Here is a 24,850-nt window from a genome sequence, read left to right on the forward strand (position 1 = left end):
CGGGATACCACTGCGTATCCCTTTTCTTCCTTTTCTCACCTTCGGGATGCCACTGCGTATCCCTTTTCTTCTTTTTCTCACCTCCGGGATACCACTGCGTATCCCTTTTCTTCCTTTTCTCACCTTCGGGATACCACTGCGTATCCCTTTTCTTCCTTTTCTCACCTTCGGGATACCACTGCGTATCCCTTTTCTTCTTTTTCTCACCTCCGGGATATCACTGCGTATCCCTTTTCTTCTTTTTCTCACCTTCGGGATACCACTGCGTATCCCTTTTCTTCCTTTTCTCACCTCCGGGATACCACTGCGTGTCTCAAGCCCCAACCAAGCTACAGCAAAACCCCATTGCACCATAACAAGCTACAGCAAGACCTCATCGCATCACAACAAGCCCCAACCAAGCTACAGCAAGACCTCATTGCATCACAGCAAGCCCCAACCAAGCCTTTTTCAATGCGAATAGATATCAATAAATCTCAATTTTCTTATAAACAAATACAAAATTGGAAAAATGTGCCGGAACCGGCACTTACTGAATAATAAAATATAGAATATATGCCTGGCCAAAAAGGCCAGGCATATAAAGAATTATAAACATATCAATAGAACAAGTTCTATCTTTTCGTCATCTAATGCTTATCTAATGCTCAACTTTAATTACGCATTCTTCTGAGCGATTGCTGCCTGTGCTGCTGCAAGACGAGCGATCGGTACACGGAATGGTGAACAAGATACATAGTCAAGACCAATCTTGTTGCAGAATTCAACTGAAGATGGATCTCCACCGTGCTCTCCACAGATACCAACATGAAGGTTCGGATTAACCGGCTTACCTAATTCGATAGCCATGTTCATCAGTTTACCAACACCTGTCTGGTCAAGCTTAGCAAATGGATCGTTCTCGAAGATCTTAGCATCATAGTAAGCATCTAAGAACTTACCAGCGTCATCACGAGAGAATCCGTATGTCATCTGTGTTAAGTCGTTAGTACCGAAGCAGAAGAAGTCAGCTTCTTTAGCGATATCATCAGCTGTAAGAGCAGCTCTTGGGATCTCGATCATTGTACCAACTTCGTACTCAAGGTCGCTTCCTGCTGCTGCGATCTCAGCGTCAGCTGTCTCAACTACGAATTTCTTAACGTATTTCAGCTCTTTGATATCTCCAACAAGCGGGATCATGATCTCCGGTTTAACATTCCAATCCGGATGAGCTTTCTTAACATTGATTGCTGCACGGATAACAGCGCTTGTCTGCATCTTAGCAATCTCTGGATATGTAACTGCAAGACGGCATCCACGATGTCCCATCATTGGGTTGAACTCGTGAAGTCCATCGATGATAGCTTTGATCTGCTCAACAGTCTTGCCCTGAGCATCAGCTAATTTCTTAATGTCCTCTTCCTCTGTAGGAACGAACTCATGAAGCGGTGGATCAAGGAAACGGATAGTAACCGGGTTACCTTCCAGTGCCTCATATAATTTTTCGAAGTCTCCCTGCTGTTCCGGAAGGATCTTAGCAAGTGCTGCTTCTCTTTCTTCTACTGTCTCAGAACAGATCATCTCACGGAATGCATCGATTCTGTTGCCTTCGAAGAACATATGCTCTGTACGGCAAAGTCCGATACCTTCTGCACCAAGCTCACGAGCTTTCTTAGCATCAGCCGGTGTATCAGCATTAGTACGAACTTTCATAGTTCTGTACTTATCAGCCCATCCCATGATTCTTCCGAACTCACCTGCGATTGTAGCGTCTACAGTCGGGATGATTCCGTCATAAATGTTACCAGTAGAACCATCAAGAGAGATGCAATCTCCTTCATGATATTCTTTACCGGCAAGTGTAAATTTCTTGTTTGCTTCGTCCATTGTGATGTCTCCACAACCAGATACACAGCAAGTACCCATTCCACGAGCAACTACGGCTGCGTGAGATGTCATACCACCACGAACTGTCAGGATACCCTGAGCAGATTTCATACCTGTAATATCTTCCGGTGAAGTCTCAAGACGTACAAGAACAACTTTCTCTCCTCTTGCAGCCCATTCTACAGCATCATCAGCTGTGAATACGATCTTACCACAAGCAGCTCCCGGAGATGCTCCAAGTGCTTTAGCCATCGGTGTTGCAGCTTTCAGTGCAGCAGCATCGAACTGTGGGTGAAGCAGAGAGTCAAGGTTACGAGGATCGATCATTGCAACAGCCTCTTCCTCTGTTCTCATTCCTTCATCAACAAGATCACAAGCAATTTTCAGAGCAGCTTTCGCTGTTCTCTTACCATTACGTGTCTGCAGCATGTATAATTTACCGTGCTCTACAGTAAACTCCATGTCCTGCATATCTCTATAGTGTTTTTCCAGTGTCTCACATACCTGTTTGAACTGTACGAATGCTTCTGGGAATTTCTCTTCCATCTCAGAAATGTGCATTGGTGTACGAACTCCGGCAACAACGTCCTCGCCCTGAGCGTTTGTCAGGAACTCACCGAACAGACCGTTCTCACCTGTAGCAGGGTCACGAGTAAATGCAACACCTGTTCCACAGTCATCTCCCATGTTACCAAATGCCATCATCTGTACGTTAACAGCTGTTCCCCATGAATACGGGATATCATTGTCACGACGGTATACGTTAGCTCTTGGGTTATCCCATGAACGGAATACAGCTTTCACTGCTTCCATTAACTGTTCCTTCGGATCAGACGGGAAGTCTGCACCGATCTTCTCTTTATATTCTGCTTTGAACTGGTTAGCAAGTTCTTTTAAATCTTCTGCTGTCAGTTCAACGTCCTGTTTAACACCTCTGTCAGCTTTCATCTTGTCGATCAGCTCTTCGAAGTATTTCTTACCAACTTCCATAACTACGTCAGAGAACATCTGAATGAATCTTCTGTAGCAGTCCCAAGCCCAACGCGGATTTCCAGAAGCTTTTGAAAGTGTCTCTACAACTTCTTCGTTCAATCCAAGGTTCAGGATTGTGTCCATCATACCAGGCATAGAAGCTCTTGCTCCGGAACGAACAGATACAAGTAACGGATTCTCTTTGTCTCCGAATTTCTTACCTGTGATTCCTTCCATCTTGTCGATTGCTTCCATAATCTGGCCCATGATCTCATCGTTGATCTGTCTGCCATCTTCGTAGTACTGTGTACAAGCTTCTGTTGTTACTGTGAAGCCCTGTGGTACCGGAAGACCTAAGTTTGTCATTTCAGCAAGGTTCGCACCTTTTCCACCAAGAAGGTTTCTCATGGTTGCGTTACCTTCTGTAAACATATAAACCCATTTTGCCATTTTGTCATGACCTCCTAAAACTAATTTTTTCTAAGTCGCACATCTATTTTACTGGTTTTGCTATTATTCGTCAAGTGTCAGCATTAACTTTCACGACACAAAACTACATTTTTATAAGAAAGCTTTTATATCCTCTGTATGCTTCGTACACATCTGCCTTGCTTGTCACTTCCCATGGCGCATGCATACTGAGTACCGCAACACCACTGTCGATAACCTGCATTCCGTAGTTTGCCATAATGTATGCGATTGTTCCGCCGCCACCTTCATCTACTTTTCCAAGTTCAGCAAACTGGTATGCAACTTCTCCCGCATCCATTACCTGACGGATCTTTGCAAGATATTCTGCATTGGCATCATTGGATCCACTCTTTCCTCTTGCACCGGTAAATTTATTAAATACAAGCCCTTTTGCGAAAAATGCCGAACTTCTTTTTTCAAAGGCTTCTGCATGCATCGGATCATATGCCGCACTTACATCAGAAGATAACATGCAGGAATTCTGCAGCGCTCTTCTCACTTTCAGGTCGGATTCGCTACTTTCCAGTGTAACTAGCTCAGCAATTACATTTTCAAAAAATCTGGAATGCATACCTGTTGCACCCACACTTCCGATTTCTTCTTTATCTACCAGGATACAGCATGCCGTACGCTCTGTCTCTTCTACATCCAGCATTGCAAATAATGAAGTAAATGCACACACACGGTCATCCTGCCCATAAGAAAGGATCATACTTCTGTCAATTCCACAGTCTCTTGCTTTCCCAGCCGGTACGATTTCCAGCTCTGCGGATACAAAATCCTCTTCCTCTACGTCATAATATTCTTTTAAAAGCTGAAGTACATTTTCTTTTACTGCTTCTTTTTCTTCTGTGTCCAGATCCGGGGTTTCTTCTACCGGACAGCTTCCGAACAGCAAATCCAGTTTTTCACCTTCTACAACAGCGCTCGCTTTTTTCTCCATCTGTTTTCCCGCCAGATGGATCAGAAGATCTGTCACTACAAATACGGGATCGTCTTCCTTTTCACCAAGGCTGATTTCTACAACTGTTCCATCTTTTTTTGCTACAACACCGTGTAATGCCAGCGGAAGGGTTACCCACTGATATTTCTTAATTCCGCCATAATAATGGGTATCCAAATAAGCCAGCTCTTCATTTTCATACAGCGGATTCTGTTTTACGTCAATACGCGGTGAATCTATATGTGCACCGAGAATGTTCATTCCGTTTTCCAGCGGCTCTTTTCCAATCTGGAATGCTGCAATACTTTTTCCCATACATACTGCATAAATCTTATCACCGGTTTTCAGTTTATTATTTGCTGTCTTATATGTTTCCAGCGACTGATAGCCTTTTTCTTCAAGCATTTTTACTGCAAGTTTCACACATTCGCGCTCTGTTTTTCCGGCATTCAGACATGCTTTATATTTTTCATTGATCGTGTTTAATTCTTGTTTTTGGCTATCTGTATAAGATTTCCATGCATTTTTTCGTATCATAATTTTAAGCTCCTTCCACAAGTTGTTATTCTTCCTCTTCGAATTTCTGCACACCCTCACGGAGTGTATAATAGACAGGGAATCCTTCCCTGTTCTGTTCAGGGCTCGCTCTCGAGTCCTGGTGCGAAATTCGAGTCTGTCTTGCAGACATTTTCCTCTTCGAATTTCTGCACACCTTCACGGAGTGTATAATAGACAGGGAATCCTTCCCTGTCTATTATACACAAAAACCGGGCAGAGCAAACGTTAATTTTGCTCTGCCCGGTCTGATATATCGGATTATACCATATTATTTGTTCAATCCCATCTCTTCTCTTACTTCTTTGAAGCATTTTACGATGAAATCAATATCTTCTTTTGTATGGCTTGCGCATACCTGTGTACGGATTCTTGCTTTTCCCTTCGGAACAACCGGATAAGAGAATGCAACAACATAAACACCTTTTTCCATCATATGCTGTGCAAATTCTGCTGCAGTCTTCTCGTCGTATAACATAACCGGTACACATGGATGAGTTCCCGGAATAATATCAAAGCCATTATCTACAAGTTCTTTTCTGTAGTAAGCTGTAACTTCTTCCAGGTGATCTCTAAGCTCTGTACTCTCATCTAACATATCAAAAAGTTCAATACTTGCGCCTGCGATAGCCGGTGCAAGAGAGTTGGAGAACAGGTACGGACGGCTTCTCTGACGAAGCAGGTCAATGATCTCTTTACGTCCTGATGTATATCCGCCGGATGCTCCACCAAGTGCTTTTCCAAGAGTACCTGTGATAATATCTACACGTCCTTCCACTCCACAATGTTCAGCAGTTCCACGTCCTGTCTTTCCTACAAATCCTACAGCATGGCTGTCATCTACCATAACAAGTGCATTGTACTTGTCAGCCAGATCACATACACCTTTCAGGTTACAGATAATTCCGTCCATTGAGAATACACCGTCTGTTGCGATCAGTTTGATTCTTGCTCCGGCTTCATCTGCCTCTTTTAACTTAGATTCCAGATCTTCCATGTTATTATTCTTATAGCGGAAACGTTTTGCTTTGCAAAGACGTACACCGTCAATGATAGATGCATGGTTCAGCTCATCACTGATAACTGCATCGTCTGCTGTCAGGATTGTCTCAAATAATCCACCATTTGCATCGAAACATGAAGAATATAAAATTGTATCATCTGTTCCCAAAAAATCAGAAATCTTCTTCTCCAGCTTTTTATGGATATCCTGTGTACCACAGATGAAACGAACAGATGCAACTCCGTATCCTTTCTCATCATAAGTACGCTTTGCAGCTTCGATCAGTCTTGGATTGTCTCCAAGTCCCAGATAGTTGTTCGCACACATACACAGAAGTTCTCTTCCATCTTCCATCGTCACACGTGCACCCTGCGGAGAAACAAACGGAGCTTCTCCTTTAAACAGTCCTGCCTCTTTGATGCCTTCTACTTCTTTTGTATAAATATTTAAAATATCATCTTTACGTGCCATCTTTCTTCTCTACCTCTCTTCTTAGTCATTCACATGTGCCCAGTCAAGAACTACTTTACCAGACTGTCCTGAAATCATTGCCTCAAAACCTTTTTCGTAGTCTTTGATATCGAAACGATGTGTGATAATTTCGGAAATGTCCAGACCTGCCTGTAACATCGTAGACATCTTATACCATGTATCCCATACTTTTCTTCCGTAGATTCCACGGATATTCAGTCCGTTGAAGATTACTGTCTCAAGGTCTACTGTTGCATCTGTTCTCTGTAATCCAAGCAGTGCTATGTTACCACCGTGCTTCATATTATGGATCATGTCATGAAGACCTGCCTGTGATCCGGACATCTCAAGTCCCACATCAAATCCTTCTGTCATGCCAATTTCTTTTAAAACATCGGATAATTTTTCTTCTTTTAAGTTTACTGTTCTGGTAGCACCCAGTTTCTTAGCCAGATCCAGACGATACTGGTTCATATCTGTTACAACAACATGTCTTGCACCTGCAAATTTGGCAATTGCTGCTGCCATGATACCAATTGGTCCTGCACCTGCAACCAGTACATCTTCACCAAGCATATCATAAGACAGCGCTGTATGTGTTGCATTACCAAACGGATCAAAAATTGCATACATCTCTTCCGGTATATTCGGATTGCACGGCCATACATTAGATGCAGGGATTACGAGATATTCTGCAAATGCTCCGTTTCTATTCACGCCGACACCTTTGGCATCCTTGCAGTTCTCTTTGTGTCCTTCCAGACAGTTACGACATTTACCACATGTAATATGTCCTTCTCCGGATACCAGGTCACCGATCTTGAATCCTTTCACACCCGGTCCTACTTCTACAACTTCACCTACATATTCATGACCTGCAGTAAGTCCGACCGGAATTGTATGCTGTGCCCAGTCATTCCACTGATAAATATGTACGTCTGTTCCACAGATTGCTGTCTTGTGGATCTTAATCTTCACATCATTCGGTCCCACTTCCGGAATCGGAACTCTCTTCATCCATAATCCAACTTCTGGTTTTTCTTTTACAAGTGCCCACATCATTCCATCATTTTGTACGCTCACAGTATTAAACCTCCCGTTTTCTATTGTCCCCCCGACAATTTTTATTTTTGCTGTCTCATTATAACACCTCTTCTCTCTATATACAACTTTTTTCTTGCTTTTTTTGTGCACTTTGACATTTTTTTCACATTTTGTGTGTATTTTTTTGTCTTTTTCAACAGTTTTTTCCGTGAAATCTATTTACAAACCATAGTCTATTCTTTATAATAAAACCCGTTACAACAGGTTGAGCATGGAAAAGCACTACGGAAGAACCGCCTACTTCTCCATGCTCGATGTATCTATCGGGGAACATATTACAAAAGAAAGAGAGGATGCAGGTTTTTACCTGCAAAAGGAAGGGATCTATGAAAAACTTAATTCAGAAATGGAACAGCATAAGCCTTGTATTAAGAATCCTGTGCGGTCTGATCGTTGGTATCATTCTTGGGCTTTGCATTCCAAAAGTAACTGTTATTGCAATTCTTGGAGATTTATTTGTCGGAGCTTTAAAGGCGATTGCTCCGCTTCTTGTCTTCTTTCTTGTTATGAGTGCACTTGCTCACATGGGTGAGGGGCAGAAGACAAACATGGGCTTTATCGTAGCTCTTTATATGCTTGGTAACCTTTTCTCAGCACTTGTTGCAGTTATAGCCTGCCGTCTTTTCCCAGTTACTTTAACTCTTGGAAAAGCAGCCACAGAAGATGTTACTCCTCCGAGCGGAGTAGGCGAAGTATTAAAGAATCTTTTGCTCAATGTTGTGTCCAATCCGATTGCTTCTATCGTAAATGCGAATTATATCGGTATTCTTGCATGGGCATGTATCTTTGGTATCGCACTCAAAGCTGCATCTCCTGCAACAAAGAATCTGTTAGATGATTTTTCCAATGCTCTGTCAACCGCAGTAAAATGGGTAATCAGCTTCGCTCCGTTCGGAATCATGGGACTGATTTTCAATGTTATTTCCGAATCCGGACTCAAGGCATTATTATCTTACGGAAGACTGATTCTTGTACTTGTTGGAAGTATGGCATTTGTAGCACTGATTATGAATCCACTGATCGTATTCTTCTGCTCACGCAAGAATCCATATCCGCTTGTATTCAAATGTCTGGTAAGAAGCTTTATCACTGCATTCTTCACCAGAAGTTCTGCAGCCAATATTCCAGTTAACATGGAGCTTTGTGAAGAGATGGAACTGGATGAGAATACATACTCCGTATCCATTCCTCTTGGTGCAACAATCAACATGGCTGGAGCTGCTATTACAATCTCTGTTATGGCATTATCCGCAGCCAATACAGTTGGTGTATCTGTAGACTTTGGAACTGCACTGATCATGTGTGTTCTTGCCGCACTCAGCGCTGCCGGAGCTTCCGGAGTTGCCGGTGGTTCTCTGCTTCTGATTCCTATGGCATGCAGCCTGTTTGGTATCTCTTCTGATATTGCAATGCAGGTTGTTGGTGTCGGCTTCATTGTTGGTGTAATCCAGGATTCTTGTGAGACAGGTCTGAACTCCTCTACAGACGTTCTGTTTACAGCCGCTGCTGAGCTCCGTGACAGAAGACTTCATCCAGAACGTTATAGTAAAGAAGCAAACATCTAAAACAATTACTTAGGTTTGATTATCAGTCGGGAAGGACTTGCACAAGCAAGTGCCTTCCCTTTATCATTAACAGTGCCAGAAAGGCTGTGGCATCTTATCAGATGCCGCAGCCTTTCTATTAACGATTTTCTATGAAACCACGCATTCTCTTATTAAATCTTACCACTCAAACTTCTCTGCGAAATAAGCTTCCAGATCTTCGATCTTAATTCTCTCCTGTTCCATCGTATCACGATCACGAACAGTAACTGCTCCGTCTTCCTCAGAATCAAAATCGTAAGTTACACAGAATGGTGTTCCAATCTCATCCTGACGACGGTAGCGTTTACCGATATTTCCACGGTCATCATATTCGCAGTTATATTTCTTTCTTAAAATCTCATATACTTTTTCTGCGCCTTCATTCAGTTTCTTGGACAACGGAAGGATACCAATCTTAATCGGTGCAAGTGCCGGATGGAAATGAAGTACTGTACGGACATCCGGCTTCTCTTCTGTTCCGATATTCTCCTCATCATAAGCACTGCAAAGGAATGCAAGTACCATACGGTCTGCTCCAAGTGACGGTTCGATAACATATGGAATATATTTGATTTTTTTCTCATCATCAAAATAAGTCATATCCTGTTTAGATACATTCTGATGCTGTGTCAGGTCGAAATCTGTACGGTCTGCGATACCCCATAACTCTCCCCATCCGAACGGGAACAGGAATTCAATATCTGTTGTCGCTTTACTGTAATGGCTCAGCTCTTCCGGATCGTGATCACGATAACGGACTTCTTCTTCTTTTAAGCCAAGCTGCTCTAACCAGTCAAGACAGAACTTCTTCCAATATGCATGCCATTCAAGGTCTGTATCCGGCTCACAGAAGAATTCCATCTCCATCTGCTCAAACTCCCTTGTACGGAAAGTAAAGTTACCAGGTGTAATTTCATTACGGAATGACTTACCAATCTGGCAGATACCAAATGGAAGTTTCTTTCTGGATGTACGCTGTACATTCTTAAAGTTTACAAAAATTCCCTGTGCTGTCTCAGGTCTTAAATAAACAACATTTTTTGCATCTTCTGTTACGCCCTGGAATGTCTTAAACATCAGGTTGAACTCACGGATCTCTGTAAAATTATGCTTTCCACAGGTCGGACATGGAATGTTATGGTCTGCAATGTAGCCTTCCATCTGCTCATGACTCCATCCGTCAATGCTGTCCGGAATATCCAGCCCGTTCTTATGTGCATAGTCCTCAATAATCTTATCTGCACGGAAACGCTCATGACACTCTTTACAATCCATAAGAGGATCACTGAATCCTCCAAGATGTCCACTTGCTACCCATGTCTGTGGGTTCATCAGAATTGCACAGTCCACACCAACATTGTATGGAGACTCCTGTACAAACTTCTGCCACCATGCTTTCTTTACATTGTTCTTAAGTTCTACTCCAAGATTACCATAGTCCCATGTATTCGCAAGCCCGCCGTAAATCTCTGATCCCGGATATACAAATCCTCTTGATTTTGCCAGTGCTACGATTTTGTCCATAGTTTTCTCTACCATATCCCTTATCCTCGCCTTCTATAATATAGTAATTGTACCTTATTATACATTTTTACTATTTGCTTTTCAAGTATTTTCCCGGAAACGGTCGTTCTGCATTTCTTCTCGGACACCGTTCTGCACATTTTCCACATGCAAAACATTCGCCGGACAGCAGAACATGCTGAAAACAGTTGCCGGTTTCTGTAACCTTTGCGACCTTTTTCGCCTTGCCTTTTCCCCCGAAAGATGCAGGCGCCTGTTTCGTTGTCGATTTTGTTCCATACAACGCATTTTTCACTGCACCGATAATTCCTTTGGAACTGTAGGTTGCTCCTGATACTGCATCTACATCAGTACTCTGCTGCCGGAGCATCAGATCTGTCAGCGTTTTTGCACGATTGAAGAAAGAAGTCGTTTCTCCCGGCGAGCTGTCAATGTGTATCTTCACAATCTTTTTATTCTTGATCGTTACGGTCACCGTGATCTTTCCACCATATCCATTTGCAGAGCCTGTGTATTTTCCATCTTTTAGATCAAAACCTTTACCTTTTTCCCGGCTTTCACTGTCTGGGACTCTGTCGTTTGCTTTCCTGCTGCCAGAATCTTATGCACCCAACTTCCTCCATCGGAATCTGTTCCTGCATCCGGTCTGTATCCGGTGACAGCCACTATAACGAAAATTCCAAGTAACATTGCCGGAAGTACCGGTTTTATCATCTGTAATTTTTTCAGAGTTTTCATACTCTACCCTATCCTTTTCTTTATTTGTGAATAACTTTAAATCCACTGTCACCGGAAAACACATCTGCAATTCCTTCCGTCACCCAGATTGTTCCGTCATCTTCTACCATAACAGTATCAAATGCCTGTGTATGTTTCTTCCAGTAAGTTGTTGCTTTCTTTCTGCCCATAATAAAGAGCGAGGTTGACAGTCCATCTGCAAGCGTTCCATCTTTTGAAACGATCGTAACCGAAGACAATCCATTTTCTGACGGATATCCGGTCTTCGGATCAATGATATGATGATATTTCTTTCCATTCTTTTCAAAATAACGTTCATAGCCACCCGATGTAATCGCCGCCTGATTTCGAAGAGACAATACTCCAATATAACTGGATTTGTCTTGTGGATCTTCCACGGCAATCTGCCATGCGGAACCATCCGGCTTGCTGTTCAGCGTCTGTACATTGCCGCCAAGGCTGATTACGGCATTTTTCACGCCATATTTTTTCATGATCTCCATAACGCGGCCGGAAGTATATCCTTTGGCAATTCCTCCAAGATCAATCTTCATTCCTTTTTGATCCAGTTTTACAGTACCTTTCTTCTCATCACAGATAATTTTATCTGCATCCATATTGGCAAGAAGTTTCTGAAGTTCTGTTTTGCCCGGTATCCGGTATTTTTCTGTCGTAAATCCCCATGCTTCCATCACCGGATACACAGTGATATCAAATGCGCCGTCTGTATCTTCATATAACTCTCTTGATCTTAAGATCAATTTCATCGTATCTTCAGAAACTTTTCCTGAACCATTCTGATTGATCCTGGCAATCTCACTCGTCTTCTTCCCGGTAGATACCAGATTTTCAATCCGTTCAATCTCTTTCACAGAAGCATCCAGCGCTTTTCCGGCATTTTTGCCATATGCTTTGAGTGTCATATAAGTGTCCATCGCAAATACTTCTCTTGTCTGTTCTTTTAAAAGAGATGCCTGACTGCCTTTTGATTTGCCATTTGTACTACAGCCGGTCGCAAGTCCCGTCACCATACATCCGATTACGAATACCGCCGCTGCCCGTTTCACATATTTTTGCATACATCTGTATATATATTCCTGTTTTTTCATATTTATATAATCCTCTTTATTTTTATCATTCAACGAATTCCTTCTGTTATCCGCGGTCTTATCTGTTCAACTCTCTTATTGTATATTTTTTTTTCCTATCTGCCAAGGCTAAGTTGTATTTTGATAACATCTCTCATTTTCTCTGTATTTTATTGCGACTTTTCTCAATAGCTGTTATTCTTTTTGTTAGCGTAAGCTAACTACTATTTTTTCAAGAAGGATTTAAGTGCTTATGATAATCTGAAAGCCAATGTAACAGAGAACACAAACGGTCTGAAAACAGCTGCTTACAATGCTTCTACCGATTCTTTTACCTTTAGTGCACGCCAGACTGGAACAGATTCCGGAATCGCAGATACTGCACAGTTGACAGCATCTGATATTGAAATGACTGTAAAACCGGCAGATGGTGCTTACGGTGAATTCTTAAGAGTTGACTTTAACGGAAATGGTTATGGAGCTCTTGGTTCCAGAATGCAGGCTGTAAAATGGACTTACTATGGAAATGATTCTACATACAGCAAACCGGTACAGACATATGGTACTAAATTTGCTGCCAGTTCCCACAGGGATATGACGGAACAGGATACTGGACAGTTACTATCTATGCACTTGGTTATGCAGACTACTCTGTAAATATCCAGGCTACTGCTGATAACATCGTTGTAGACGATAACACAAAAGGTGATGACACGCAGTTAAAAGCACTCGTTGATTTACAAAACTTGGTGCTTCTAACTACAAGAAAACAAAAGTGAAAGTTCCTGCTTCTAAATTAAAATCTTACAAATCTGTACTTGTGAAAAAGGGACTTTCCAAAAAAATTAAAATTACAAAATAAGCGATCAACCTCCATTCAAAATAAAAAAGGCAGGGAATGAATATTTCCCCTGTCGCCAAAATCGCCCGGATCCTTTTCAGATCCAGGCGATTTTCAATTTACATAATCAACGTCTCCAGAATCTCCAGTGACTTAAATGATTTTCCAAGATACTCTGCCATATACGCTGTCACAACGTCTCCCAGCTCTTTCAGCACATCTTCCTTCACAAGAAACGTATAAAGCTTCTCCACAGGTGAGGCTATGATATACTGCATTGCATACAGCGTAGAAGCACTCAGTTTTCTTCCGTCCGTCACATGAGCGGCACACTGTCGGCATAAAAGACCACCACGGCGGATACTGAATACTTTCTCCTGTTCTCTGTCCCCACAACCGATACATTCAAACACCTGCGGTCCTTCTCCATTGATACTGATGACCTTTAATTCATAAATATAACGGATCAGCTGATTCGGGATTCTGGTATTCACAAGTGCACGAAATGTCTGATATAAAAGCTTCAGTAACAAAGTCTCATCATTGGCTTCTCTTGCATAATAATTTGCTAAATCCATAAAATAAAAGCCATAATAAGCGCCCTCTACATCCGTGCGCAGTTCTTCAAAATAATTGGAAATGGACGCCGACACCAGCGTATACGATGTACGCCCTTCATATACAGTAAACTGTCCAAAAGAGAAAGGGCTTGTCACACCGACCAGTGCGCTGTTTGGTCTTCTCGCGCCTCTGGCAAATGCTGCGATCTTGCCCCTTTCTTTACTCAGAATTACTACACGTCTGTCATATTCTCCTATCGACGTCTGAGCAAGCACCATGCCTGTCACCGTAATCTGATTCATATTCTTTCTCACCTTTCCGGTTCTGTTCTTTCTCTGCACATGCACAGATTTGCATGCCCCGGTAATATAAATAATCGGTTATCTTCCCCGTCTTCCGGAAACGGTCCCAGTACATTTCTTCCATCTTCTCACCTCATCTGGTATTTACAGATTAGGTTCTCCAGAAGATACCCTTTCCTATTCTTCTTCCCGGTATCCAAAATTTTTCATCAGAAACTCACTGTCTCTCCAGTCCTTCTTTACTTTTACCCAAAGCTTGAGATTTACCTGGCAATCCAGCATTTTTTCAATCTCATAACGGGCAGTACTTCCGATTTTTTTCAACATATTTCCTTGTTTTCCAATAATTATCCCCTTGTGCGAATCTCTCTCACAGATAATCGTTGCGTCAATGTGCATAACTTTTCCGCGTTTTTTCATCTGATCGATCGCAACTGCGATTCCATGTGGAATCTCTTCATTCAGACTGTGCAGTGCTTTCTCACGGATCAGTTCTGCTACGATCTGACGCTCCGGCTGGTCTGTAATCGTATCTTCATCATAGAACTGTGGTCCGTAAGGAAGATATTTCATCACTACTTTCAACAACTCTTCCGTGTTATCTCCGCTCCTTGCTGACACCGGCACGATGTCAGCGAAATCATACACATCTTTATATGCTGCAATTGCAGGTAAGATATCTTCTTTCTTTACACTGTCTGTTTTATTGATAACAAGTACAACCGGCGTCTTTACCTTCTTAAGCTGGCTGGCAATATGCTGCTCTCCTGCTCCGATAAATGTTGTCGGTTCTACAAGCCAGAGAACAACGTCTACTTCATTTAACGTCCGTTCTGCAACATTTACCATATATTCTCCAAGTTTATTTTTTGCTTTGTGGATTCCTGGTGTATCGACGAAAATAATCTGTCCATCTTCTCTTGTAAGTACAGTCTGAATCCGGTTTCTTGTCGTCTGCGGTTTCTTGGATGTGATCGCGATCTTCTGACCGATCAGATAATTCATTAGTGTGGACTTTCCAACATTCGGACGTCCGATCAGAGTTACAAATCCTGATTTATATTTATTATTCATCTTCCTTTTCCCCTTCATTCTGGAAACTTGTCACTGTCTGGAACAGGTCTTTTGCTTCTTCAATCTTTTCTTCACTTCCAATAACACAGATCTGGTCTGCCGAAAGGATTGCTTCCAGTACCGGTGCCAGCCTGCGGATATCCTCCTGCGTTGCATCCAGTACTTCTTCTCTTGTTTTCCGAACCATGTCTTCGTTTACTTTATTCATATAAAGATTCATGGAACGTTCACCTTTTGCAGAAGGCGTCATCGGCTGATCCAGATTGCTCATCGTTCCGATAATGTATTTCGTCATATCACGGTCAGAAACTGTAAAATTCTTCACATAATCTACAACACCTTCATACACATCCAGTGTCCGTTTCAGATTCGGATCACGGTAAGAGACAAAATAACCTTCACCGATACGGTTAAAGTTGCTCATACAGCCATATGCACCACCTTTTACACGGATATTCTGCCACAGATATTCATAACTTAAGATTACTTTTAATATCTGTAATGCTCCTGTATATTCTTCTCCCCGTTCAATAAAATTACCGGTTTTTGCCACATACTGTACTTTGGAAGCAGTACGGAATCCTTCGTTCTTCTTCTCACAGTGAATAATGCACGGTGTCTCTTCCACCGGCTCTGTATACAATCTGTCTTTCAGAGACTGCACCATTTTTTCAAAGCCCTTCAAACCTTCGCCTGCGGCTGTGTAACTAAGCATCATACGATCTGCCCGGAACAGCTTCACTGACAGTTCTTTTAATTTTTCCGATAAATGTTCTTTCTCTTCTTCAAAATGTGTATCCAGCCAGTCTACCTTGCGGAAGAAATCTACGCCATTTGTCATATCTTTAAGTTTCGCTGACGGAGATGCATAAGACAATGCACGAAGTGCTGCCGTTGTATGCCCGGAAGACTGGAACTTCATCAGAAGTCTGGATTTTAACATGGCAAGGATTTCTTTCATACGCTTTGTATCATCCAGGCAGGACTCTGTCAGGATCTCACCCATCATATCAAATGCAAACGGGAGCTTGTCATATAGGGCTTTCGTTTTGATCTCAAATGTAGCTTTAAATTCCTTTTCCTTTACTTTTGTAACATCATTGTATAATTCCAATGATGTTGCAATACCACCAGTATGCATGTTAATCTCATTAAAAAGTTCTCCATATCCATGCTTCTTCGTATCGATCACGCCAAGCGCTGACTGTAAAATACCAACATACGGAAGGTCTTCCTCCTGCACATCCGACATATCAAAGAGAATATCTGCATATCCAATTCCGTTCGTTTCAATTTCATGGAAAATAACCGGCACATCCGCAAGCCTCATCTCTTCATTAATAATCGGCTGGATTTTTCTGGAAATATCTTCTCTTTTTAAAACCGGTATCTTCTCCAGATCTTCCGGTGAATCTTCTTCTGACTGGTAAGTTTCCAGTGCCTTCGTATTTACAACCAGCTGTTCCTGCTCCTCTTCACTTAAACTCTGCTTATATGATTCCAGTTTATCTTCTAATTCTTTCTCCAGTTTTGCTGTGCGTCCCTTCTCCGGTTTTACAACTACGACCGCACCATGCGTATTATCAAGGATGTATTTTTGGATCAGTTCTTCATAATACCCGGTCCCGATCTGTTCTTTCAGAAATTCAAATGTATCCAGCGCTTCAATATGCATGAACGGTTCATTGTCATCATACAGCCAGCTGTCCATCATCTGTAAGCCATACATAAGTCCTTTCGGATAGTTTCCAAAATCCGCTTCACGATAACGAAATTCCTGATAATTAATCCCCGCCTCCAGCGCTTTCTTATCAATTCCGTTCTTAACAAGATCTGTAAACACCTCTTCAATCTTCGCAACAAATGCTTCCTTCTGGTCTGCATTTGCATTTTTAGAAATTACAGAAAAGATCGGCTGATAAATACCATTGTCATAAGATCCCATAATATCTTTTCCGATTCCTGCGTCCGTCAATGCCTGTTTCAGCGGTGCACCCGGCGCTGATAACAATGCATAATCCAGAATCTCAAAAGCAAGATATAGCTTCGGATCAAGACTTGTTCCAATAACTTTATTATAAGACAGGAAGGTATTCTCTTCTTCCGACTCCTCACTGCCGACAGAGTACGTTAGCTCCTTTTCAGCCATCTCCGCAAACGGCTTCTGCAGGCGGATTGCTGAATCGATCTCTTTCGCTTCAAATTTGCTCAGATACATCTCATCCAGCCAGTTCAGCTTCTCTGCCATATCCATATTTCCATACAGATAAATATAGCTGTTGGATGGATGATAATAAGTTCTGTGGAAATCAAGGAACTGTTCATAAGTCAGTTTCGGAATCACGTCCGGATCTCCACCGGATTCATTTGCATAGGATGTATCCGGAAACAATGTATTCAGTACTACTCGATCCAGCACACCTTCCGGAGAGGAAAATGCACCTTTCATCTCATTGTATACGACACCATTATACGTCAGCGGCTCATCTTTTGAAGGCATCCGGTAGCTCCAGCCTTCCTGACAGAATATCTCCTCATGCTTATAAATATTCGGATAAAGCACAGCATCCATATAAATATGCATCAGGTTCTGAAAGTCTTTGTCGTTGCAACTTGCGACTGGATATACGGTCTTGTCCGGATATGTCATCGCATTCAGAAATGTATTCAATGATCCTTTTACCAGTTCTACAAATGGATCTTTTGCCGGGAAATTCTTTGATCCGCACAATACAGAATGTTCCATAATATGTGGTACACCGGTGCTGTCCGACGGTGGTGTACGAAATCCGATCTGAAACACTTTGTTGTCATCATCATTCTCTATTAAAAGGACTCTCGCCCCACTTTTTTTATGTCTGAGTAAATATCCCACAGAATGGATTCCTTTTAATTCCTTTGTCTGCAGTAATTCATAAGCCTTCACATCATTTTTATTCATATAAGCTCTCTTCGACTCCTTTCATTGCACACTCTATCTGATTATTATACCATCTTTTTTCTTTCTATACAAAGAAATAACAAAAGTGAGGCGATATCACCTCACTTTTCTATATCCCTTATCTGGTTTTCGTTTAATATTTGCTCAGATCACCATAATCCGGCTCTCGTGTAACCTGGCGAATCACCAGCAGTGTGCCGATCATCAGCACGATAGAAACCGGCAGACAGATAAATGGATTTCTCACAAATCCGGCGATTACATAAGATACGCATGAAACAATCGCTGCTGTAATCGCATACGGAAGCTGTGTCGTTACATGATTGACATGATTACACTGGCCACCCGCCGACGCCATGATCGTCGTATCGGAAATCGGTGAGCAGTGATCTCCGCATACAGCTCCAGCCATACATGCTGAAATAGAGATGATCATCATCTGCTCATTCGTTCCCGAAAATACAGCTACAACAATCGGAATCAGGATTCCGAAAGTTCCCCATGAAGTTCCGGTTGCAAATGCAAGGAAACATCCTACCAGGAAGATAATTGCAGGCAGTAGACTTACCAGTCCTCCGGCTGCTTTTTGCATTCCATTTGCAACAAATTCAGCTGCCCCAAGGCTGTCTGTCATTGCCTTTAAAGTCCATGCAAATGTCAGGATCAGGATAGCCGGAACCATCGCCTTAAATCCTTCCGGTACACAGGACATGGAATCGCTGAAAGATAATACTCTTCGCACTGCATAAAAAATAACTGTAATAATAAATGCGAAGAAACTTCCAAGCATCAGTCCAACCGATGCATCACTTCCCGAAAATGCTTTCACAAACCCGGTTCCACTGAAAAACCCACCGGTATAGATCATTCCGATAATACAACATACGATCAATACAAGAATCGGAAGAACAAGGTCGATTACGTTTCCCTTTCCTTCTTCCATCTCATTTTCTGCTGTTGCATATGGTCTGTCTTCTGTCGTATACAGATCGCCTTTTACTGCATTTTTCTCATGCAGTTTCATCGGGCCGTAATCAAACTTCAGGACTACGATTGCTACCATCATTACAACTGTCAGGATCGCATAGAAATTATAAGGAATTGCACGGATAAAGATTGAAAATCCGTCTTCTCCTTTTACAAATCCGGTTACTGCCGCTGCCCATGAAGAAATCGGTGCAATGATACAAACCGGCGCTGCAGTTGCATCGATCAGATAAGACAGCTTTGCTCTGGATACATTATGCTGATCCGTTACCGGTCTCATAACACTTCCGACTGTCAGACAGTTAAAATAATCATCAATGAAGATCAGTACTCCAAGTAAAATTGTTGTAAGCTGTGCACCTACTCTTGTTTTAATGTGTTTACTTGCCCAACGTCCGAACGCTGCTGATCCTCCGGCTTTGTTCATCATACATACCATAATTCCAAGTACAACTAAAAATACTAAAATACCAACGTTATAGCTGTCAGACAGCACTCCTACGATACCATCCTGGAATACATGGGTGATTGTCTTCTCAAAGCGGAACCCTGACCAAAAAACACCTCCGATTAAAATACCAACAAATAGGGAACTGTACACTTCCTTTGTAATTAATGCAAGCACGATTGCCACCACCGGTGGAATTAACGAATATATCGACGCATACATATCCGGTACATATTTTGCTTTTCCATCTGAAGCAAATACTGTCAGTGAACTTCCTAAAACAGATAAAGTCAACAGCATGGTTGTCATCCAGACTTTTTTTCTTCCTCTCATCTTTTTTCCTCTCTTTTCTTCCTTTTATTTGCTAAAAAAATGCCATGAACAACACATCTTTTCTGCGCGTTCATGGCATAATCGTCAATTCTCAAATATAAATTCTCTTCTTCGACTCTCATACTGTGATAGCGCTCCACATTCCTGTGACAGTACGCAACATCTTCTGTCTGCGTCCCAGAAATCAGATCCGGAATATCTGACTCCTTCGGCAAATCCCCCTTTCTGAAAGAACAGTCTTCCAAACTATCGTTCTTCCTTACTGATGAAATCCGCACCTCTATCAAGTTCTGTTATTCACATTCTCTATTTTTACATTTTTCTTCGCTGATGTCAACAACTATTATTTTTTTATCAGTGATCTTTTTATCAGTGATCGTCAAAATCTGCCATGCAAGAATGGCAGATTTTCCTCGTCGCTATAACATGCAAAAATGTGGCAGCCATAAATGACTGCCACATTCTTATATGCTTTATGATCTTCTTGTCAAATCTTATTCTTCTCCGTACAGAGTGATCAGTTTCTTCAGATAATCATATCTTTCCATAGCCTCAGCCTCGTTCTTAGCGAACAGTCTTGCAGCCTTCTCCGGATTAGCTCTCTTCAAGGCATTGTAACGAACTTCTCCGTCAAGGAATGCCTGATAATCTTCTTCCTTAGGCTCTTTGCTGTCCAGAGTGAACTTGTTGCCTTCTGCTGCAGGATTGAATCTGAAGTTGTTCCAGTATCCACATTCTACTGCTAACTGCTCCTCTGTCTGAGCTTTGCTCATACCTTTCTTGATACCATGGTTGATACATGGAGCGTATGCAATGATCAGTGATGGTCCCGGATAAGCCTCAGCCTCTGAAATTGCTTTAACAGTCTGGTTGAAGTCTCCACCCATAGCAATCTGTGCAACGTATACATATCCGTAGCTCATTGCCATGCTTGCAAGGTCTTTCTTCTTAGTTTCTTTTCCGCCTGCTGCGAACTGAGCTGTAGCACCAGTCTTAGTAGCTTTAGAAGACTGTCCACCTGTATTAGAGTAAACTTCTGTATCAAATACCATGACGTTGATGTCTTCACCACTTGCTAACACGTGGTCAACTCCACCGAATCCGATATCGTAAGCCCATCCGTCACCACCGAAAATCCACTGGGATTTCTTAGCAAGGAAGTCTTTGTTTTTAACAATATCTTTGCATGTGTCACAGTCACATCCGTCTAATGCTGCAACTAATTTGTCTGTAGCATCTCCGTTTGTAACTCCGCAGTTAAATGTATCCAGGTATTCCTGGCAAGCAGCTTTTGCTGCCTCTGAAGCCTTGTCGCTTGCAGCTACAGCTTCTACTTCTTCTTTCAGTCTCTTTCTGATTGCTTTCTGAGCAAGCAACATACCATATCCAAACTCTGCGTTGTCTTCGAACAGTGAGTTAGACCAAGCCGGTCCCTGTCCTTTCTCGTTTATTGTATATGGTGTAGACGGTGAAGAGTTACCCCAGATAGAAGAACATCCTGTTGCGTTAGCGATGTACATTCTGTCACCGAATAACTGAGTGATCAATTTTGCATAAGGAGTTTCTCCACATCCTGCACAAGCTCCTGAGAACTCAAGCAGTGGCTGTTTGAACTGGCTTCCCTTAACAGTGTTAGCTTTGAATTTAGCTACAACTTCTGGTTTTACTTCGATCTCACGTCCGAAGTCAAATACATCCTGTTCTTTAGCATTCTCTTCCATGTTTGCCATAACAAGAGCTTTCTCACCCTTCTTACCTGGGCAAACGTTTACACAAGATCCACATCCTGTACAGTCATAAGCTGATACAGTCATTGTGAATTTCATTCCAGGCATACCAATCATATCAATTGCTTTTGTTCCTTCCGGAGCCTTTGCAAGTTCATCCTCTGTAAGAGCTACCGGACGGATAACTGCATGCGGACAAACGTATGCACAACGGTTACACTGGATACAGTTCTCTGACTGCCATACCGGGATATCTACTGCGATACCACGTTTCTCATATGCTGCACTACCTGACGGTGTAGAACCATCTGCATAATCTGTAAATGTAGATACCGGCAGGTTATTACCCTCCTGTGCATTTACTTTAGACTGAACATTCTTAACAAATGCTACAACGTCGTCTTTTCCACCTTTAACTTCCGGTGTGAATAATCCTTCGTCTTCACAAGATTTCCAAGATTCCGGAACTTCAATCTCAACAACCTGTTTTGCACCGGCATCGATTGCATCGTAATTCATCTGTACAATCTTGTCACCTTTTCTTCCGTACGTAGCTTTTGCTGCTTTCTTCATCAGCTCGATTGCTTCTTCTTCCGGAATGATAGATGCCAGTTTGAAGAACGCTGACTGAAGGACTGTATTGATACGTCCGCCAAGTCCGATCTCTTTACCAATCTTAATACCATCAATTGTGTAGAATTTGATATTATGGTCAGCAATGAATGCTTTTACCTGTCCCGGTAAATGTTTCTCAAGACCTTCCATATCCCATGAACAGTTCAGAAGGAATGTTCCTCCGTCAACTAATTCCTGAACCATGTTGTATTTATTAACATAAGATGGGTTGTGACATGCTACAAAGTTTGCCTTGTGGATCAGGTAAGTAGATTTGATTGGCTTCTTACCGAAACGCAAGTGAGACATTGTAACACCGCCAGACTTTTTAGAGTCATAATCGAAGTAAGCCTGTGCATACATATCTGTATTGTCACCGATAATCTTAATAGAGTTCTTGTTAGCTCCTACGGTACCGTCAGCTCCAAGTCCCCAGAACTTACAGTTGATTGTTCCTTCCGGTGTTGTAACCAGTGGTGCACCAACTTCAAGAGAAAGATTTGTAACATCATCGTTGATACCGATTGTAAATCTGTCTTTGTCTGCGTTCTCAAATACTGCAACGATCTGTGCAGGTGTTGTATCTTTAGATCCTAATCCGTAACGTCCTCCGTTAACCGGAATTGCATCGAATTTAGATCCTTTTAATGCAGAAACAACATCGAGGTATAATGGCTCTCCCTGTGCTCCTGGCTCTTTTGTTCTGTCAAGTACATTGATGTATTTAACAGTATCCGGAATTGCATCGATGAGTGCCTGTGCGCAGAATGGTCTGTACAGACGTACTTTAACAACTCCGACTTTCTCGCCTGCTGCTGTTAAGTAATCGATTGTCTCTTCAATTGTATCACATACAGAACCCATAGCGATGATAACTTTCTCAGCATCAGCAGCTCCGTAGTAGTTAAACAGTTTGTAATCTGTTCCGATCTTAGCATTAACTTTGTCCATGTACTCCTGAACGATTGCCGGCATAGCATCATAATATGGGTTACATGCTTCTCTTGCCTGGAAGAAAATATCCGGGTTCTGAGCAGAACCTCTCTGGCATGGATGATTTGGATTCAGTGCATGATTTCTGAACTCATCGATTGCATCCATATCTACCAGATCTTTCAGATCTTCGTAATCCCATGTCTCAATTTTCTGGATCTCGTGAGAAGTACGGAATCCATCAAAGAAGTTGATGAATGGAAGTTTTCCTTTTAATGCTGCACAGTGTGCAACTGGTGTTAAGTCCATTACTTCCTGTACACTGGATTCGCAAAGCATTGCAGCACCAGTCTGACGACAGGCGTAAACATCTGAGTGATCTCCGAAAATGTTCAGTGCATGACTAGCAAGTGCACGAGCAGATACGTTAAATACACCCGGAAGCTGTTCTCCAGCTACTTTATATAAGTTAGGAATCATCAACAATAATCCCTGAGATGCTGTAAATGTTGTTGTTAAAGCTCCAGCGGAAAGAGATCCGTGTACAGCTCCTGCAGCACCTGCCTCTGACTGCATCTCTGTTACCTGAACAGTCTGTCCAAATATGTTCTTTCTTCCTTCTGTTGCCCATTCATCTACATGTTCTGGCATAACAGATGATGGTGTGATAGGGTAAATTGCAGCAACTTCTGTATATGCATATGATGCATGAGCTGCAGCCTGGTTACCATCCATGGTCTTCATTTTTCTTGCCATTTTTGTTGTTCCTCCTTAAATTTTGTACATATCACTGTATTTTGACGTGTATATTTATTATAGTCCGATTATATTTAAAAGTCTAGTAATTCTCTCTGTTATTTTGTTCCTTTTCCTGTACAACCTGTTCATTTTCCATTCTTTTTTGCCGGATATGCCAGAATATAATCAGTGATGCCGAAACAATTACAAGCGTTCCTGCAAGTACCTGCGATACCGGGATCGATGTGCCCGAAAACAGTAACTGATCTGTTCTGAGTCCCTCAATCCAGACGCGTCCCAGCCCATATCCGAACAGATATACTAAGAATACCTCTCCATTAAACTTTTTGTGTCTGCGGTATAACAGCATGATGAACAGCACCATCAGACACCAGAGTGATTCATACAGAAATGTCGGGTGCACCTGAATGTATGACGTTCCATTTTTGTACTGCATATGTCTGCGCATTAAATCAGTAATATCCGACGGGCGTACTGCATCCGTCGGAAGTTTCATTGCGAATAAGCCATTCGTATATTCTCCGAATGCTTCCCGGTTGAAGAAATTACCCCAGCGTCCGATCATCTGTCCTGCCACCAGTCCCAGGCTGGCAGTATCGAACAGCACCGCCGCCGATAATTTCTTAACTTTTGCAAATACAACAACTGTAATCACAGCTGCGATCACACCACCGTAAATCGCCAGGCCACCCTCCCGGATATTCAGGATACTTTTCAGATCATTTTTGTACATATTCCAGGAAAATACCACATAATATGCGCGTGCACCAATAATCGCAAATACGACTGCATAAAGTGCCAGATCAAAATAGGTCTCCGAATTCTGTTTCGTCCGTTTCGCTTCGGCTGCTGCGATCAAGATTCCTACCAGAATACCCAGGCCAATAATTATTCCATAAAAAGCAATATCAAAACCACCTATAGAAATGTGATTGCCCACATTTTTCAAGTGGATACCAAGATTGGGAAAATCAATGGTTTTATGCATGTTCTGTTTTCTTCCCTTCT

Annotated in this window: 15 protein-coding genes, 2 pseudogenes and 1 riboswitch; of the genes and pseudogenes, 2 read left to right on the top strand and 15 right to left on the bottom strand. The window is 42.1% G+C overall.

Going from position 1 to position 24,850, the window contains the following annotated elements:
* From DWY31_RS13940 to tdh, 5 genes are all read right to left on the bottom strand, one after another.
* On the bottom strand, positions 1 to 354 hold a 354-nt coding region (locus DWY31_RS13940; protein ID WP_158575506.1), incomplete at its 3' end, for a hypothetical protein.
* Positions 355 to 657: 303 nt separating this feature from the next.
* Positions 658 to 3,288, bottom strand: coding sequence for a pyruvate, phosphate dikinase (gene ppdK, locus DWY31_RS09200; protein WP_117538247.1), 2,631 nt, complete (start codon positions 3,286 to 3,288; stop codon positions 658 to 660).
* Positions 3,289 to 3,391: 103 nt separating this feature from the next.
* On the bottom strand, positions 3,392 to 4,789 hold the full coding sequence (locus DWY31_RS09205; RefSeq protein WP_118520196.1) for an aminopeptidase: 1,398 nt from the start codon (positions 4,787 to 4,789) through the stop codon (positions 3,392 to 3,394).
* Between the two features lie 289 nt (positions 4,790 to 5,078).
* A complete protein-coding gene (locus tag DWY31_RS09210; protein WP_021859923.1) occupies positions 5,079 to 6,281 on the bottom strand; it encodes a glycine C-acetyltransferase in 1,203 nt (400 codons plus the stop codon).
* Positions 6,282 to 6,302: 21 nt separating this feature from the next.
* Positions 6,303 to 7,343, bottom strand: a complete 1,041-nt coding sequence (gene tdh, locus DWY31_RS09215; RefSeq protein ID WP_117538279.1) for an L-threonine 3-dehydrogenase — start codon at positions 7,341 to 7,343, stop codon at positions 6,303 to 6,305.
* A gap of 368 nt (positions 7,344 to 7,711) precedes the next feature.
* Here tdh and sstT point away from each other — a divergent pair, with 368 nt between their 5' ends.
* Positions 7,712 to 8,950, top strand: a complete 1,239-nt coding sequence (sstT, locus tag DWY31_RS09220) for a serine/threonine transporter SstT (RefSeq protein ID WP_118520198.1) — start codon at positions 7,712 to 7,714, stop codon at positions 8,948 to 8,950.
* Between the two features lie 159 nt (positions 8,951 to 9,109).
* Here the strand turns inward: sstT and DWY31_RS09225 are convergent, their stop codons facing one another.
* From DWY31_RS09225 to DWY31_RS09240, 4 genes and pseudogenes are all read right to left on the bottom strand, one after another.
* Positions 9,110 to 10,510 (bottom strand): glycine--tRNA ligase, encoded by a 1,401-nt coding sequence (locus tag DWY31_RS09225; protein ID WP_021859921.1) that lies wholly within the window; start codon positions 10,508 to 10,510, stop codon positions 9,110 to 9,112.
* A 55-nt stretch (positions 10,511 to 10,565) separates the two neighbouring features.
* Positions 10,566 to 10,979, bottom strand: a pseudogene (locus DWY31_RS09230) (FMN-binding protein); the annotation flags it as partial.
* A gap of 41 nt (positions 10,980 to 11,020) precedes the next feature.
* Complete coding sequence (locus DWY31_RS09235) at positions 11,021 to 11,233, bottom strand: hypothetical protein (RefSeq protein ID WP_118520200.1); 213 nt, start codon at positions 11,231 to 11,233, stop codon at positions 11,021 to 11,023.
* Between the two features lie 20 nt (positions 11,234 to 11,253).
* On the bottom strand, positions 11,254 to 12,342 hold the full coding sequence (locus tag DWY31_RS09240) for an FAD:protein FMN transferase (RefSeq protein WP_243059941.1): 1,089 nt from the start codon (positions 12,340 to 12,342) through the stop codon (positions 11,254 to 11,256).
* Positions 12,343 to 12,615: 273 nt separating this feature from the next.
* Between DWY31_RS09240 and DWY31_RS14515 the strand changes: the two are divergent.
* Positions 12,616 to 13,100: pseudogene (locus DWY31_RS14515) on the top strand (penicillin-binding Tp47 domain C-containing protein).
* A gap of 181 nt (positions 13,101 to 13,281) precedes the next feature.
* Here DWY31_RS14515 and recO read toward each other — a convergent pair.
* From recO to lgt, 6 genes are all read right to left on the bottom strand, one after another.
* Positions 13,282 to 14,025 (bottom strand): DNA repair protein RecO, encoded by a 744-nt coding sequence (recO, locus tag DWY31_RS09250; RefSeq protein WP_118520202.1) that lies wholly within the window; start codon positions 14,023 to 14,025, stop codon positions 13,282 to 13,284.
* A gap of 177 nt (positions 14,026 to 14,202) precedes the next feature.
* Entirely contained in the window at positions 14,203 to 15,099 is an 897-nt protein-coding gene (gene era, locus DWY31_RS09260; protein WP_118288743.1) for a GTPase Era, read from the bottom strand.
* Positions 15,092 to 18,040 carry an insulinase family protein gene (locus DWY31_RS09265; RefSeq protein ID WP_118520203.1) on the bottom strand — a complete coding sequence of 983 codons (2,949 nt, stop codon included), beginning with the start codon at positions 18,038 to 18,040 and terminating at the stop codon, positions 15,092 to 15,094. Before DWY31_RS09265 ends, era begins: the two co-directional genes overlap by 8 nt.
* A 133-nt stretch (positions 18,041 to 18,173) precedes the next feature.
* Positions 18,174 to 19,808, bottom strand: a complete 1,635-nt coding sequence (locus DWY31_RS09270; RefSeq protein ID WP_118520204.1) for a Na+/H+ antiporter NhaC family protein — start codon at positions 19,806 to 19,808, stop codon at positions 18,174 to 18,176.
* Positions 19,809 to 19,929: 121 nt separating this feature from the next.
* Positions 19,930 to 20,099: riboswitch (Lysine riboswitch) on the bottom strand.
* A gap of 203 nt (positions 20,100 to 20,302) precedes the next feature.
* On the bottom strand, positions 20,303 to 23,839 hold the full coding sequence (nifJ, locus tag DWY31_RS09280; protein ID WP_118520205.1) for a pyruvate:ferredoxin (flavodoxin) oxidoreductase: 3,537 nt from the start codon (positions 23,837 to 23,839) through the stop codon (positions 20,303 to 20,305).
* Positions 23,840 to 23,921: 82 nt separating this feature from the next.
* Positions 23,922 to 24,830 carry a prolipoprotein diacylglyceryl transferase gene (gene lgt / locus DWY31_RS09285; protein ID WP_118520206.1) on the bottom strand — a complete coding sequence of 303 codons (909 nt, stop codon included), beginning with the start codon at positions 24,828 to 24,830 and terminating at the stop codon, positions 23,922 to 23,924.
* Positions 24,831 to 24,850: the final 20 nt, after the last annotated feature.

The organism is Dorea sp. AF24-7LB, assembly GCF_003478575.1.
Lineage (GTDB): Bacteria > Bacillota > Clostridia > Lachnospirales > Lachnospiraceae > Dorea_D > Dorea_D hominis.